Annotated in this window: 14 protein-coding genes; 11 read left to right on the forward strand and 3 right to left on the reverse strand. The window is 56.8% G+C overall.

Going from position 1 to position 14,697, the window contains the following annotated elements:
- The first annotated feature begins 47 nt into the window (after nucleotides 1–47).
- From zipA to J1C54_RS13915, 5 genes are read left to right on the forward strand one after another with little or no spacing between them, the layout of a single operon-like run.
- Nucleotides 48–938 carry a cell division protein ZipA gene (gene zipA, locus J1C54_RS13895; protein WP_229148980.1) on the forward strand — a complete coding sequence of 297 codons (891 nt, stop codon included), beginning with the start codon at nucleotides 48–50 and terminating at the stop codon, nucleotides 936–938.
- A complete protein-coding gene (gene ligA, locus J1C54_RS13900; RefSeq protein ID WP_229148981.1) occupies nucleotides 907–2,967 on the forward strand; it encodes an NAD-dependent DNA ligase LigA in 2,061 nt (686 codons plus the stop codon). The genes zipA and ligA overlap by 32 nt, the downstream gene beginning before the upstream one ends.
- Nucleotides 2,964–3,545 carry a hypothetical protein gene (locus tag J1C54_RS13905; protein WP_229148983.1) on the forward strand — a complete coding sequence of 194 codons (582 nt, stop codon included), beginning with the start codon at nucleotides 2,964–2,966 and terminating at the stop codon, nucleotides 3,543–3,545. The genes ligA and J1C54_RS13905 overlap by 4 nt, the downstream gene beginning before the upstream one ends.
- Before the next feature lies 1 nt (nucleotide 3,546).
- Nucleotides 3,547–3,975: a hypothetical protein gene (locus tag J1C54_RS13910; protein WP_229148985.1), complete on the forward strand. Its 429-nt coding sequence runs from the start codon at nucleotides 3,547–3,549 to the stop codon at nucleotides 3,973–3,975.
- Complete coding sequence (locus J1C54_RS13915) at nucleotides 3,972–4,196, forward strand: YheU family protein (protein WP_229148988.1); 225 nt, start codon at nucleotides 3,972–3,974, stop codon at nucleotides 4,194–4,196. The genes J1C54_RS13910 and J1C54_RS13915 overlap by 4 nt, the downstream gene beginning before the upstream one ends.
- Before the next feature lie 9 nt (nucleotides 4,197–4,205).
- On the opposite strand, the gene J1C54_RS13920 is transcribed toward J1C54_RS13915, so the two are convergent.
- Genes J1C54_RS13920 through J1C54_RS13930 form a run of 3 tightly spaced genes read right to left on the reverse strand, consistent with a single transcriptional unit; the run spans nucleotide 4,206 to nucleotide 7,121 of the window.
- Nucleotides 4,206–4,610: an MAPEG family protein gene (locus J1C54_RS13920; protein ID WP_229148991.1), complete on the reverse strand. Its 405-nt coding sequence runs from the start codon at nucleotides 4,608–4,610 to the stop codon at nucleotides 4,206–4,208.
- A complete protein-coding gene (gene mnmC, locus J1C54_RS13925) occupies nucleotides 4,607–6,460 on the reverse strand; it encodes a bifunctional tRNA (5-methylaminomethyl-2-thiouridine)(34)-methyltransferase MnmD/FAD-dependent 5-carboxymethylaminomethyl-2-thiouridine(34) oxidoreductase MnmC (protein WP_229148994.1) in 1,854 nt (617 codons plus the stop codon). Before mnmC ends, J1C54_RS13920 begins: the two co-directional genes overlap by 4 nt.
- Complete coding sequence (locus J1C54_RS13930; RefSeq protein WP_229148997.1) at nucleotides 6,447–7,121, reverse strand: hypothetical protein; 675 nt, start codon at nucleotides 7,119–7,121, stop codon at nucleotides 6,447–6,449. Before J1C54_RS13930 ends, mnmC begins: the two co-directional genes overlap by 14 nt.
- A gap of 83 nt (nucleotides 7,122–7,204) precedes the next feature.
- Between J1C54_RS13930 and J1C54_RS13935 the strand changes: the two genes are divergently transcribed.
- From J1C54_RS13935 to J1C54_RS13960, 6 genes are all read left to right on the forward strand, one after another.
- Nucleotides 7,205–9,772 carry an ATP-binding protein gene (locus tag J1C54_RS13935; RefSeq protein ID WP_229149000.1) on the forward strand — a complete coding sequence of 856 codons (2,568 nt, stop codon included), beginning with the start codon at nucleotides 7,205–7,207 and terminating at the stop codon, nucleotides 9,770–9,772.
- An 88-nt stretch (nucleotides 9,773–9,860) separates the two neighbouring features.
- Entirely contained in the window at nucleotides 9,861–10,319 is a 459-nt protein-coding gene (locus J1C54_RS13940; protein WP_229149003.1) for a hypothetical protein, read from the forward strand.
- Nucleotides 10,320–10,403: 84 nt separating this feature from the next.
- Nucleotides 10,404–12,872: an ATP-dependent helicase HrpB gene (gene hrpB, locus J1C54_RS13945; RefSeq protein ID WP_229149006.1), complete on the forward strand. Its 2,469-nt coding sequence runs from the start codon at nucleotides 10,404–10,406 to the stop codon at nucleotides 12,870–12,872.
- 74 nt (nucleotides 12,873–12,946) lie between these two features.
- On the forward strand, nucleotides 12,947–13,732 hold the full coding sequence (locus J1C54_RS13950; protein WP_229149009.1) for a thioesterase family protein: 786 nt from the start codon (nucleotides 12,947–12,949) through the stop codon (nucleotides 13,730–13,732).
- Between the two features lie 11 nt (nucleotides 13,733–13,743).
- Complete coding sequence (locus J1C54_RS13955; protein WP_229149011.1) at nucleotides 13,744–14,358, forward strand: lysophospholipid acyltransferase family protein; 615 nt, start codon at nucleotides 13,744–13,746, stop codon at nucleotides 14,356–14,358.
- Nucleotides 14,359–14,443: 85 nt separating this feature from the next.
- The coding region (locus J1C54_RS13960; RefSeq protein ID WP_229149013.1) for an acyl-CoA-binding protein at nucleotides 14,444–14,697 on the forward strand (254 nt) is incomplete at its 3' end.

Here is a 14,697-nt window from a genome sequence, read left to right on the forward strand (position 1 = left end):
CTTGTTAACAGCTTTAATCGGCTAACGGAATCTGAGAGGGACAGGACGTGGGTCTGGAAACGCTGATCGTCATTCTGGTGATCCTGATCGTCGGCATTCTTGCTGATGGCGTGCGTCGCATGCTCAAGGAGCGCAGTAGTCGCCTGCATTTGCGCATTGATCCGAAAGCGAAGGAGCTGGCTAAACAGCCCTACGATGAGCGCAACCCGGAATTGCCCTCCGGTGGAGCCCGCACGGTGCGCAGTGGTGAGCCGACGTCTCGTCGTCAACCGGATATTGGCAATATAGGAAAGGTTGTGGAAAGCCCGCAGGCGCAGCCCGCTCCTCCGTTAGCCATGGAGCCGGAAGAGGCCCCCGCACAGTCAGTTACTGAGGCGGTGCAGGTAGACCTGTTTGGGGCTGAAGATCAATCTGAGGAGCTGCCTGAAGAGCAGTTACCGGAAGAGTCGGCTGAAAGTCATACCCCTGCGGCCCATCAATCGCCCTCGCGCCCGGCTAACCCTGAGCTGCTCGAAGTGATTGTTATGCATATGGTCACCCCGGCCAGTCATGTTATGCCGGGGCGTGACCTGCTACAGGCATTACTTGAGCAGGGTCTGCGTTACGGCGAAATGAATATTTTTCATCTGCATCAGGCGCGAGCCGGCGCAGATGAGCTGCAGTTCTCCATGGCCAATGCGCTGGAACCAGGTACTTTCGATATCGACTCCATGGAAACTCAGGGTTTTCGCGCGGTGACGTTTTTCTTGAAGATGCCCGGGCCATCCAGGCCGGCAGAGGCATTGGAGCGAATGATCAAGACGGTACGCCACCTTGGTGATCGCTTTGGCGGCGAAGTGCGTGACGATCAGCACAGCGTTTTGACTCAGCAAACCGTTGAGCATATGCGTGAAAAGGTGCGCGAGTTTGAACGCCGATCACGGGTGGCCGGTGTCTGAGTCGGTTGCCGATCAGGTTCGCCGGCTGCGCGAACAGCTGTCTGACTGGAGTTACCGTTACTACGTTCTGGATGAGCCAGCGGTACCGGACGCTGAGTACGATCGAATATTCAGGGCGCTGCAAAGCATTGAGGAGCAACATCCCGAGCTGGTCAGTGCTGATTCACCGACTCAGCGAGTGGGCGACCGTCTGCTTGACGGCTTTTCTGAAGTAACCCATGAAGTGCCGATGCTGTCGCTAGACAATGCTTTCAGCGATGAGGAGCTTGTCGCTTTCGATCGACGCATCAGTGAGCGACTTGGCATACAGGACACTGTTATTTATGTGGCCGAGCCCAAGTTGGATGGTCTTGCGGTTAGCATTTTGTATAAAGATGGCCAACTTGTCAGAGCTGCTACCCGTGGCGACGGCGCCAGCGGTGAGGATATTACCGCTAATATCCGTACCCTGCGTTCGGTGCCGCTTGGTTTGCGCGGTCAGGCCCCGGCGCTGCTGGAAGTGCGCGGTGAAGTGGTCATGCCCCACGATGGCTTCGAAGCGCTTAACGAACGCCAGCGTCAGGCCGGTCAGAAGCCCTTTGCTAATCCACGCAATGCCGCTGCTGGTAGCTTGCGTCAACTGGATTCAGGCATCACCGCTCAGCGACCGCTGGAATTTTACGCCTACAGTATTGCTCGCCTTGAAGGTCAGGCAATGCCTGCTACTCATCTGGCCAGCTTGCAGTTATTGCGCGATCTCGGTTTGCGAGTGAATTCACTGGTATGTCGTTGTCATGGTGTCGATGAGCTGCTGGCGTTTTACCAGCGTGTTCAGCAACAGCGACCAACCCTTGGCTATGACATCGATGGTGTGGTTTATAAGGTTGATGATCTGGCCCTGCAGCAGAAGCTTGGTTTTGTGTCCCGTGCTCCGCGCTGGGCCATCGCCCATAAGTTTCCAGCCCAGGAAGAGCTGACCATTCTGCGTGATGTGGAGTGGCAGGTGGGTCGTACCGGTGCCTTGACCCCAGTGGCGCGGCTGGAGCCGGTGTTTGTCGGTGGTGTTACGGTAAGCAATGCGACGCTGCATAACGCCGATGAAATCGAGCGACTTGATTTGCATATCGGCGATACCGTGGTGGTGCTGCGGGCCGGTGATGTAATTCCGAAAGTGTCTGCGGTGCTGGCAGATCGTCGCCCGGAAAGTGCCAGAGCCATTACCATCCCCGTTGCTTGCCCGGTATGTGGTAGCGAGGTTTTTCGTGCGGAAGGTGAGGCGGTTACCCGTTGTACCGGTGGCCTGATCTGCGCTGCGCAGCAGAAGGAAGCAGTGCGGCACTTCGCATCCCGCCGGGCCATGGATATTGAAGGCCTGGGCGAGCGATTGGTGGATGTGTTGGTGGATGAAAAGCTGATTGCTAATGTGGCCGATCTGTACCGCTTGAGCATTGAGCAGGTTGCGTCTCTTGAGCGAATGGGTGAGAAATCCGCCGCCAATCTTATTGAGGCAATTCAGCGCAGCAAGCAGGTTGCACTACCACGATTTCTGTTCGCCCTGGGGATTCGTGAAGTAGGGGAGGCCACAGCACTGGCGCTTGCCAATCATTTCGGTAGCCTGCAGGCAATTATGGCAGCGGACGACCAAGCCTTCGTGCAGGTGGCAGATGTTGGGCCGGTGGTGGCGAGTCATCTACAGCATTTCTTTGCTGAGCCGCACAATCAGCAGGTTATTTCCAGATTGCTGGAGGCGGGAGTAACACCAAGCGAATCTGAGCCACAAAAGCCGGAAACGTTACCCTTGCACGGACAAACCTGGGTTCTCACCGGTACGCTGGAGCAACTGACCCGCGATCAGGCCAAGGCGGCTTTGCAGCAGCTGGGTGCCAAGGTGGCTGGTTCTGTGTCGGCAAAAACAAGTATGGTGATTGCCGGCGAAGCGGCCGGCTCGAAACTGGACAAAGCGCAAGCATTGGGTATTGCAGTAGAAGATGAGACCTATTTGATCAAGGTTCTTACAGAGCATGGTGTTTACCCCGGGAGTGCAGAATGACAAGACTGCTAGCTTTAGTTGCCGTGAGCATGCTTCTTACGGCCTGCGCCTCTCAGCCTTCTAATGTGAATGATGCTTGCGCCATCTATGACGAGAAAGGCGGGCTGTTTAATAACTGGTATCGCTACAGCAAGAGCGTGGAAAAGGAGTTCGGTGTGCCGCCGCATATCACCATGGCGACAATCTGGAAGGAGTCTACTTTTCAGGCGCGGGTAAAACCGCCACGGAAAAGGTACCTTGGCTTTATTCCTGGTCCTCGTCCCTCCGATGCCTACGGTTATCCCCAGGCGCTCAAGTCCACCTGGAAATGGTATCGGGAGGAGACCGGGCGATCACGGGCAAAGCGCAATAAGTTCAAGCATGCCATTCATTTTGTGGGTTGGTATCACGATCAGAGTTACCGTAAAAACAAGGTGTCCAAAACGGATGCCTATAATCTTTATCTAAATTACTATCTGGGCCATGGTGGCTATGCTCGGGGTGCGGCAGCGGGCAATCCCCATGCTCGAGAGGCGGCTGGCAGGGTGGCTGCGCAGGCAGAGAAGTACCGTGTCCAATTATCAAAGTGCCGGAGATAAAGTGGATACCGAATCGATTGTCTACGGTTGCATCAAACATCTACCATTTGGCTCACTGGCTGAGCGCAGGGCCAGTTGCTCGCACAATCGCCAGGCGGTAATGCAGTTGCCTCAGGCCGATGCCTGGCCGTTTCTGTGTCGCGAAATGTTCTCTGTGCCCGGTGATGATTTGATGGGCGGTACTTACCATACTCAAGTGATCCACTTCGGTATGTCTTATCGGGCGGTTGAGTATGAGTGGGAACACTGGATTAACAAGTTTGAAGCCTTGCTGCGTAATATGTACTGGGTAAATGCTACGGTTCATCTGGAAACGGAGCTGGCCGGTAATCACACCTTCGTCTGGGATAGTGCTGACATGTGTCATCGGCCCAGCGATGAGCCGTTGCGCGTTCGATGCGAGTGGGCCCGTGAGGGTCACTTGGCGTGATCGTTCCCTGGCAGGATATTCCCGCTGAATCTTTGCAGAATCTTATCGAGGAATTCGTCAGCCGTGATGGCACGGATTATGGCGAGCGTGAGATCCCCCTGACCACACGGGTAGATCAGGTGCGCGAGCAGCTGCGCCGTGGCAAGGTTGTGATCTGGTTTGACGAGGCTACCGAGACCATCTCGCTGTTTGATGCGGAGCGGATCCCGGAAGTCGATTGAGGAACCGCACTACATCACTTTGACTAGCAGATGGACGGCCACCGAAAGCATTATCCCCCAGCTGATCACGATGCCGAGTTGACGCAGTACATTAACTTTCTTCGGTTGCGACATGCCAAGCGCGTGAGCCAGTCGTGCAAGCAGGAACAGGCCGCCGTACAGGTGCATGGCCATATTGGAAGCGCCGAGCATTTCCAGTAGAGCCATGCCGAGCAGTACCAGCGGCACATACTCCGTTGCATTGCCGTGGCAGCGCATTGCTCCTGCCAGGTCTTTGTTGCCACCATCACCCAGGGAAATCTTTGCTTTCAGGCGCCAGCGCACCACATTGGCAGCCAGAGCTAGCATCAGTAGCAGAAACAGGGCGGTATAAAGCGCGGTGATATCCGGCAGGCTGACCAAATTCAGATTCATTGATGTGTTCCCCGTAGACGTTGGCTCTGCCGCAGCATAAATCGACCCGGCGATAGGGCGTCAATGATTTCCTGATCCACCGGTGTTGGCAAGCCAAGAATTTGCGCGCTGAGCAAGTCAGCACAGAGTGGTGTGCCGCTTAGTCCTCGGCTGCCATGGGCAATGCTCATCCATAGTCCGGCTGGTTGTTCCGGAACGGCGCCGGCCAATGGCAGGAAGTCGGTGCTTTGGCAGCGAAAGCCCACCCGGCGGGATATTACTTGTGCCTTTTCTCCACCCAATTGCTGCCATAGCTCGGGTAGATACTGGCGTAACTCCTCCAGGTTGGCATGGTCATCGTCATCCTTTGCTGCTTCGCTGTGATCATGCAAGTCAAATGTGGCGCCTACGCAGTGCAGATTGTCGATGGCCGGAGTCAGATAGCCGGCATGGCAGATAGCCTCTCGCCACTGCCCAGATGCCTCGGTGGCGCCAACATAGCTGACCTGCCCGCGAATTTTTTTCAGACGCACCCCGTTTACAGGAGCCAGACGCTGGGCATCGAAACTGTTGGCCAACACCACATGATCTGCCTCGTCAATCACACTTTGTGCACAGAGCACCTGCCAGCGTTGATTTTTATGCTGCAGCTGCTCCACATGTTGCTGATGCAAGCTGATCAGCGGGTGATCAAGCAGATGTCTGCACCAGTGTGGTGGCGAAAGGTGGCCGCCGCGGACAAAGCGCATGGAGCCGTCCTGATCTAGTGCCTGTAATTCTTCACCTGGCCATAAGCCACTGTTTAATGCAGCACGGGCCTTGTCCGCGAGACGTTCGTCTTTCGGGTATTGCAGGACGCCGCAGAGAGCGCCGTGTTGCGGGCTGTTTGGAAATGACTCCCGCTGTAGCCAGTGCAGGGCATGAAGATAGCTGCTCTGGTAGAAGCGGTTCTGCGGTGTCGGGTGGGCGCTGGGCGTGGTGTACAGCACACCGGCAAGATTGCCAGATGCGGCGCCGGCGATTTCTCCGCAATCAATGACCCTGACTCTGATGCCTTGGCGAGCCAGCGAGCGTGCCACTGTGGCGCCAGCAAGCCCTGCACCAATAACAATGACAGAGGGCTGCCGAATAGTGCTTGCCTGCCACAGATTATTGCCCGCAACCCCACAGAGCATTTCCCTTTTGCGGCCGTAGCCGGGAACCCGCCGCATGACAAATCCGGCATCGTCAAGACCTCGGCGCACAAAACCTGCGGCAGTAAATGTGGCGACGGTGGTGCCCGGCTGGCTCAGCCGTTGCATCTGAATAAATAGTTCTGGGCGCCACATGTCCGCATTGCGCGCCGGCGCAAAACCATCCAGAAACCATGCGTCCACTCGTGCATTAAGCATGCACAGCATGGCAACACAGTCGCCATACAGCAGGGTTAGGGTCAGTCTGTTTGGCAGTAATTCACGATGGTGGAATCCGGGCGCAGCTGCGGGCCAGTGCTGCAGAAGGGCATCCCGTAATAATGATTGGTGCGGCCATTTCTTCAGAGCATGCTGGAGGTCATCGCGCTTCAGCGGATGTTTCTCAGCGGAGATAAAGTGCAGGCGCGCGTCGGCTGGCGCATGCTGCAGAAAGCATTCAACGGCGCGAAAGAAATTTAGTCCGGTACCAAAGCCGGTTTCTCCGATCACAAACAAAGAATGTGGAGGCAGCTCACGGAAACGCTGCGCTAACTGGTTGCCTGCGATAAATACATGATCTGTTTCGGCGATGCCATTTTCCCTGCAGAAGTAGGGGTCTGCGTAATCGACGGCAACAGGAATGTCGTTTTGCCATTCTATTTTGGCGCTCGATAATGGGGCGAAATCATGGTCCGGCATGGCGTACCAGGCCATCGCGAAACAGCAGAAGTGTCTGGCGCATTTCTTCAATGCGGCTGCCAATGTCCGGCTGTTTGCTTTCCAGCCTGAGACGGATGAACACAGGCATGTCGGCGGTCAGGATCAACAGAGAAGAGAGTGATTGGCCGTTGCCTAGTACATGCATTTCGCTGATCGCCAGCGGGTATTTCAGTGCTGGGTCAGACAGGCTGTCATGAATGGTTTCCTCAACATCGGCGCGACTGTGACGTTGCAGTCTGCGCAATTCGATTTCCCGTTGCTGGGGAAAGTGACCTTCCACCATGCGCAAAGGTGGCAGGTCTTCCCAGCCACCAGGGATTGGGTAAACGGCCATCTCCAGGGTTTCATCAAGGGTTGCCGGGTTGATATAGCGGAATAGGCGGAGATCATGTTCGCTGCCTTGCAGGCTACCTTGAAGGACATAAGAATCAAGCCGTTCAGGGGGCTGCCAGAGGGCCAGATTGACATCTGGGGCGGGCGGGGCGATACCTACTCTGCCATAGGGGGCAGAGCTGTCAGTGACCACCATACAGCCGGTCAGGGAAAGCAAAAGTGAGCAGATCAGCGGGAGTCGCACGGTTATTGTAGCCTTCTGCAGTGACAGAAACGGGATTCTGGCTGTCGGCGCAGTAGGGTTCAAGTGATCTCCGGTGTTTAGAGGCATTGAAGTGTGTCGGTTGTGGCGTAATGATGTCATCGAGCATTGGGGGTAAGTAGCAGAGCATGGAATCCGCGCAAGTCAAACCAAATCCGGCCTTTCCGTCGCTGATTATGCTGATAGTCACGCTGCCGTTCGTGTTGCTGGGCTGGCTGTTAATCGATTCCCTGCTAGGGGATATCCGCCGTTATGAGCGTGTCGATCAGGCCATGCTGCTGTTTGAACGAGGCATTCAGGTTGCCGGCTATCTGGAGCAGGTGCGGGATCTTGGCGCGGCCCGCTTTCATGGCAGTGGCGCGGTTCTCCAGGGCAGACACCTGCAGGCATTGCAACAACTCGATGAGGCCCTGCCTGCTTTTCTGCAGGCAGTTGGTGAGCGGGATGGCATGCTCTCCGGTGATCAGATTGCGGCCATCATAGCCGCCAGGCAGGCTCTCACGCAGGAGCCGGTGCAGGCCGACTTCATGGTGATGTTCGATGCCAGCTCAACGCTGATTGATCGTGTCTATGAGGCACTGTTTACCGAGTTGCATGTCACCGACATGCTGGTTGGTGAGCCCGTGTCGGCAAATGAGTTATTGCTTATTCTCGGGGGCAAGGTCAGGTCTGCCCGGCAAAATATTGGCATGCTGCGCACGCTGTCATTGCAAGCCAGTCTGGGCAGCGGCTTTTTGGCCTCGGGAGATGCCGGCAGGTTTGATGTGGCGTGGGGCGGCCTGCATGACGATTTGCTCAGCCTGGACCGGCAGTTCCGTGTATTGCAGAGCCGTGGTGTTAGTGAGCAGTGCAGTAATGCCATGCGCCTCGGTCATAGTGGTGCCTGGGCTTATCTGGAGCTTATGGCTGAGCAAGTATTGGTCAGCGACAGGGTCGAGTTGGCTTGGCATGAGGCGGACCAAGCCGGGCAGCAGGCCATGGATGCTATGGCCGCCATTTCTGCTTCGTTACTGGATGAGGTTCGTGTGGTGGCCGACAAGGCCGAGATAGCTGCGCTGCGCATGAATGTCATGCTGCTATTAGGCTTGATCGTGCTTTACCTTTTGCTGCTCGGCTTTGCTCTGATGCTGTATCGATCCCGTTATGAAATTCTCCGCGTGCAAACCGAAAACCGCACCAAGAGCCAGTTTCTCGCTCGCATGAGCCATGAGATCCGCACGCCGCTAAACGGTGTGATCGGTTTGGCCGAGTTACTACGTGACACTTCGCCGACGCTTCAGCAGCGTCAGTATATTGATCTGATCGAACGCTCGGGTCGTTCCCTGATAGGCCTGATCAATGACGTGCTTGATCATGCTCGGATTGAGGCCGGCAAGCTTGAGCTGGAGAAGATTTCCTTTTCCCTGCCGGCACTGATTAGTGAGTGCGCCAATATTTTCAGTTTGCGCGCCCACGACAACGATACCGTTATTTTCTACTCGGTAGAGGAGGGGGTGCCTGAGAGTGTTATCGGCGACCCGTCACGTTTGCGACAGGTGTTGATTAACTTGCTATCTAATGCTGTGAAGTTTACCGAGCACGGTCTGGTTGAGCTGGTGGTGACGCTGAAGGGAAAGCAGGCGGATCACTTCCGGCTAAGTTTTCAAGTTCGCGATTCAGGCATCGGCCTGACAATGGAAGAGCAGAGCAATCTTTTCGACTTGTTCTCTCAGGCATCTGCATCGGTGTCTCGGCGCTATGGTGGTAGTGGCCTCGGGCTGAGCATCAGTCGCGAACTGGTGCAGTTGATGGGAGGCGACATTGGTGTGCGCAGCGCGCGCAACTGGGGTTCCACTTTTTACTTTGAGTTAAATCTCGCCAGCGATGGTGATGCGTTGGCCCGGCAGTCACAGCCACCGGTATCTGAAGCCGTGTTACTTGATCATAGTGGCCAGCTTCGTCGCCTGGTGCAGGGTAGGCAGCGTTATCGTGGGGTGCGGGTGGTCAGTAATGTCGGGGCCTGTGTGGAGTTGCTGCGGGAGTCCCATACTCCGCTGGTGGTAATACACAGTCAGCAGCCTGATAGCTCGCTGGAGTCACTGCTGGCGCCTCTGCAGCCTTTTGCAGATCGGTGCCTATTCCGGCTTGTGGTAGGGGTGCGTGGTGGCGTCGCGCCGGAGCTGTTAAGTCGGATGCGGGTGGCTGACCTCAAGTCCTGTACGGTGTTTGATGATCAGCGGCTGGCCGACCTGTTCCAGTTGGGAGTACGGGATACGGTTGAGGATGAAGAGCGGCCGCAGCTCCCCCAGTACCAGCGATTTGTCGGTATGAAGGTCCTGATAGCTGAGGACAACCCGGTCAATCAGATCGTTACCGAGGGCATGCTCAAGAGGTTGGGGGCTGAAACCAGAGTGGTCGCTGATGGTCTGCAGGCGCTGAGTGCCTATGAGCAGCTTCAGGGTCGTTACGATCTGGTCCTCATGGATTTGGATATGCCCAATATGGATGGGGCTGCGTCGGCCCGCGAGATACGGGCCCTGGAGCGGCGTCAGGGCTGGGCGCCATGCAGGATTATTGCCCTGAGCGCCCATGTTCTGCCTGAGTATCGCCAGGCCGTCTCTGAGGCGGGAATGGACGGTCAGCTAACCAAGCCAGTGACCCTGAATCAGCTTGCTGAGGCGCTGGCAGGCACTAACGTGACCGACCAGACACAATAAACTCAGCCATTAGACATAATTTTGCAAACACCATGATGTTTTATTCGTATAATGACCCCACGTCAGGATCATTAGCCGGAGAGCATTGATGAACATCCTCAGACTTATTTCTGTTATCGCAGTTGCGATGCCCTTGGTCGCTCAGGCGGCCCCCGTATCTGCTGATGACGGTAGGGAGTTATGCCAGGCAGCTGCCCAGGACGGGGCCCTGGAGGTGATGGTGGATAATCTGATGGCTTCGGGCCGGTTCGACTATGATATGGCGCCTGAGCTGCTAACCCTCGACTGCGGTGGCGTTACCCTGATTCAGTCACTGATCAATCAGGCTGGTGCAGAGAATCTGGAGTTCGCGGTGATTGATCTGGGCATTGATGTGAATGACCCTCTGGTGCCGGTCGAGGCTGGCGCGTTGAGCGTTGTGCAGTATTTGATGCAGCAGGCTGTGCTGGCGCCAAACCCTGAGGCACGTCAGTTTGCGATGGAGTATATGCAGGATTTCCGCAGTGTGGATTTCAACCCTAATTTGCAGTTGGTTACCCTGAAGTAATTTTTTCTGGTTACCCTTTCATAAGCCCCCCCCCTCTGTGTGGGGCTTTTTTTTGTCTTTTTTTTCCCGCCTAATTGACTGCACATGATGAAGACCTCCCTGCCTATTGACGTTGTCTTGCCTGATCTTCTGGTGGCACTGAGTCAACATTCAGCGGTGGTGCTGCAGGCTCCGCCCGGTGCTGGCAAAACCACACGAGTCCCGCTGGCGCTGCTTGATCAGGATTGGCTGGCTGGGCAAAGAGTGCTAATGCTCGAGCCACGACGCATTGCGGCGCGCTCAGCTGCGCTGTTCATGGCAAGGCAGCTGGGCGAGGAGGTCGGCCAGACGGTTGGCTACCGCACCCGACTGGATACGCGGGTGTCGGGCAGTACGCGTATCGAGGTGGTCACCGAGGGCATTCTCACCCGGATGATCCAGAGTGAGGCGGCATTGTCCGGCTACGGCGTGGTCATTTTTGATGAATTCCATGAACGCTCACTGCAGGCTGATCTTGGTCTGGCTCTGGCCTGTGAGGTGCAGCAGGTATTGCGTGAGGATCTGCGCCTGTTGGTTATGTCGGCGACGCTGGATGGCAGTCGTATTGCCGGCTTGCTGGCGGATGCTCCGGTACTGACCAGTGATGGGCGCAGTTACCCGGTCACTACTCGCTACAGCTCTGCGGAGCGCACCCCGTGGCTGGATCACCTGCAGGCAGAGCTTGTTGGTGTACTGCAGCAGGCCGACAGTGGTTCGGTGCTGGTATTCTTGCCCGGTGCCGGGGAGATTCGCCGATTGGCATCCATGCTTGAAGGCAGACTGCCCGAGGATGTTCGTGTGGCTGCTTTATACGGTGATCTCACAGCTGCGCAGCAGGATGCGGCCATAAGTCCGGCGCCGGACGGACAGCGCAAGCTGGTGCTGGCCACTGCCATCGCCGAAACCTCGCTAACCATCGAAGGCATTCGCACGGTAGTAGATGCCGGTTTCGATCGGCGTCCGGCATTTGATCCCGGCACCGGCATGAGTCGTCTGCAAACGGTGCGCGTGTCTGCTGCATCTGCTGCCCAGCGGGCAGGGCGGGCTGGCCGATTGGGGCCGGGTCAATGTATTCGCCTGTGGCCGGAAAGCGAACGGTTGGCGCCGTTTGCTCGAGCAGAAATGGTTGATGCGGATCTGGCGGATCTGGTTCTGGAGCTTGCTCAGTGGGGCTGTCGAAATCCCACTGACATGGTCTGGCTCGACCCGCCTCCCCATGCCGCCTGGCAGCAGGCCTGTGAGCTGTTGCAACAGCTTGGCGCGCTAGACGAGCAGGGCGGTATTACTGCGCATGGCAGTGATCTTTTGCGCCTGCCATTAACGCCACGATTGGCGCATATGGTGGCCGTGGGTCGCGCACGTGGCTGGGGGGTGTTGGCGGCAAAACTGGCGGTAATTCTGTCGGAGCGCGATATCCTGCGTGGAGCGGATGCAGATATGACTCTGCGAGTAAAGGCGCTGGATAGTGGTCAGGGCATAGACCGTGGCCGTTTGCAGTTTTTGCGCCAGGCGCTGCGACGGCTGCATGCCGGCTCTGAGGATCGTCCCTACGACGATGATGCAATTGGTCAGTTGCTGGCTCTGGCGTTTCCCGATCGACTCGCTAAGCGGCGCCCCGGTGCTCCGGCGCGGTTCCTGCTGCGCAATGGCCGCGGTGCGGTTTTGCCGGATCATGATTCCCTGGCCGGTGCCAGTTACGTAGTGGCAGCCAGTCTGGATGGTGCTGGCCGCGAAGCACGAATTTTTCTAGCTGCGCCTGTGTCAGCTGCCAGCATTGATAGCTTGTTCCGCGACCAGATTGTGGAGCGCAAGGAGGCTGGTTGGGACGACAACAGCGGTGCAGTCCGCGGTTGGCAGCGCCGTTGCCTGGGCGCACTGGTGTTGGAGGAACGCAGCACAGCATTAAGCGATCCGGCGCTGATTAGTGAGGGCATGCTGGTTGCCATCCGGCGGCTCGGTCTGGACTGTTTGCCTTGGACCGAAGAGCTGCAACAGTGGCGCGCGCGGGTTGCCATTATGGCGGCACTGGAGCCGCAGCAATGGCCGGCGCTGGGTGACGAGTATCTGCTGGAAACATTGCAGCAATGGGCGCTGCCATGGCTTGCTGGCATTAGCCGTCGCGATCAGTTGAAACTGTTTCCACTACAGCAGGCCCTGCAAGGCCTGCTGGAACGCAAACAAAACGATTCGCTGAACGGGCTATTGCCAACCCATATCACTGTTCCAACAGGCAGTCGCATGGCCATTGATTATCGTGCTGAAGGTGGTCCGGTGTTGGCGGTGAAGCTTCAGGAACTATTTGGCTTGACTGAAACGCCGCGTCTTGCGGGTGGACGTGTGCCGCTGACTATTCATCTACTTTCTCCAGCCCGCAGACCGGTGGGCGTTACCGCCGATCTCGCCAGTTTCTGGCAGCAGGGGTATCCGCAGGTACGCAAGGAGCTGCGTGGTCGTTACCCCAAACACCCCTGGCCTGAAGACCCACTGAATGCCTCTCCGCAGCGTGGTGTAAAGCATCCAAAGCCCCGTTCGTAGAAACCTGTTCAGTCGCACTCCTGGTTTTTAGCTATCATTTCGCTCCACAAAAATTCACCAGCAGCGGAGTCATCATGTCCCTGAATCAGATCACATCTTCCCTTGACCCAAGCGGCAATGTCGACGTCCCCGCTGGGTGGACGCAGGGCCGGGCTCTGTTTGGTGGTCTCCTGGCCGCATTGATGTGTCGTGCTCTTGAGCAAAAAGTCGGGCAGGGCACGCCGCTGCGCTCAGCGACGATTAATTTTATCGCGCCGGCTAGCGATGGTCCGCTGCATTGTCAGGCTGAAATCTTCCGTCAGGGAAAGTCTGTTACTCAGGGAGAGTGTAGGGCGATCCAGAATGGTCAGGTGGTAGCCGTGCTGCTGGCCAGTTTCGGCGTTGCGCGGGAGTCGGTTATCAGCATCAACGAATGCCTGGCACCTGCGTTCAGCACCCCGGAGGAGTCCATCAAGCTGCCCTTTATCAAGGGTGTTACCCCGGAATTTATTCAGTATTACGACTTTCGCTGGGCCCACGGGGGGCTGCCTTACAGTCGCTCGGAGAAAGCAGATATCGGCGGCTGGGTGCGCGAGCTTGGCGCTCGTGAAACAGTGGATTATGCGGACCTGCTGGCCCTGGTGGACTCCTGGCCACCTGCGGTGTTGCCTATGCTGAGCACACCGGCACCAGCCAGCTCGATGACCTGGACCGTCGAATTTATGCCCAAAGCGGTCAGTGGCAGTGGCCAGCAATGGTGGCAATATCTGGCAGAGAGTGAGTTTGCCGCCGAAGGCTATGTGCATAGCCGGGCCAGACTGTGGGATGAAAGCGGTAATTTGGTCGCCATTAGCAGGCAAACAGTCACCATATTTGCCTGATTGGAGGTTTGATGACAGTACAACCACCCCTGATCCCGGTGGGAGAAAACCCGCCACGTCGGCGTGGTGGATTTTTATCATGGCTTGCGGTCTGGATTTTTCGCCTGTTCCGCTGGCGTATCACAGGTGAACTGCCGGACATCCCCAAAGCGGTGGTGATCGTTGCGCCGCACACCTCTAATTGGGATGGCGTATTTGGCTTGTCGGCCATCATGGCGTTGAAGTTGCGGGTCAATGCGTTGGGCAAGGACACTCTGTTTGTCGGCCCGCTGGGCTGGCTGCTGCGCAATATTGGGGTAATCCCGCTGGATCGCAACTCACCGCAGGGCATGGTCAAACAGATCAGTGAACGCTTTCGCCGGGAGCAAAAAATGTTCCTCGCCATTGCTCCTGAGGGTACCCGCCACGCCGCTGAGTGCTGGAAAACGGGTTTTTACCAGATTGCCCAGTCAGCGGGCGTGCCAATCCTGCTGGTGGCCTTCGATTTTGCTAGCCGTGAAGTACGTATTCTGGGCACGTTGATGCCGAGCGGTGACCAGCAAGCCGATCTGGAAAAAATCTATGCGTCCTACCGGGGGATTCAGGCCAGGCACCCGAGCAAGCTCTCTCATCCTATTCGCGGCTAAAGCCCCTGCTGCGGGTGTTTACCGCCACGCTGTTTCAGGCCAAGATTGGCCACTAGCCAATCGGGCCACCCCCAAGGAGCAAGCGATGACCCAGCAAGCATTTGACCAGGCACAGAAAGACGTAAAAACCCTGACCAGCAAGCCGAGCAACGATGATTTGTTGTTTCTCTACTCACACTTCAAGCAAGGCAGTGCAGGGGATGTGTCGGGTAAGCGTCCGGGAATGCTGGATATGGTTGGTCGGGCCAAGTACGACGGCTGGGCCAAGCTCAAGGGCATGAGCAAGGATCAGGCGCAGCAGAAGTATATTGATAAGGTGCAGGCGCTGCTCAAGTCACA

The organism is Alcanivorax sp. 1008 (assembly GCF_020667895.1).
GTDB lineage: Bacteria > Pseudomonadota > Gammaproteobacteria > Pseudomonadales > Alcanivoracaceae > PGZG01.

What these genes read in the sequence shown, in the direction of transcription:
- hrpB (WP_229149006.1), top strand. Translation starts at nt 10,404, where the DNA reads ATGATGAAGACCTCCCTGCCTATTGACGTTGTCTTGCCTGATCTTCTG.
- J1C54_RS13905 (WP_229148983.1), top strand. Translation starts at nt 2,964, where the DNA reads ATGACAAGACTGCTAGCTTTAGTTGCCGTGAGCATGCTTCTTACGGCC.
- J1C54_RS13940 (WP_229149003.1), top strand. Translation starts at nt 9,861, where the DNA reads ATGAACATCCTCAGACTTATTTCTGTTATCGCAGTTGCGATGCCCTTG.
- J1C54_RS13950 (WP_229149009.1), top strand. Translation starts at nt 12,947, where the DNA reads ATGTCCCTGAATCAGATCACATCTTCCCTTGACCCAAGCGGCAATGTC.
- J1C54_RS13920 (WP_229148991.1), bottom strand. Translation starts at nt 4,610, where the DNA reads ATGAATCTGAATTTGGTCAGCCTGCCGGATATCACCGCGCTTTATACC.
- J1C54_RS13955 (WP_229149011.1), top strand. Translation starts at nt 13,744, where the DNA reads ATGACAGTACAACCACCCCTGATCCCGGTGGGAGAAAACCCGCCACGT.
- mnmC (WP_229148994.1), bottom strand. Translation starts at nt 6,460, where the DNA reads ATGCCGGACCATGATTTCGCCCCATTATCGAGCGCCAAAATAGAATGG.
- J1C54_RS13935 (WP_229149000.1), top strand. Translation starts at nt 7,205, where the DNA reads ATGGAATCCGCGCAAGTCAAACCAAATCCGGCCTTTCCGTCGCTGATT.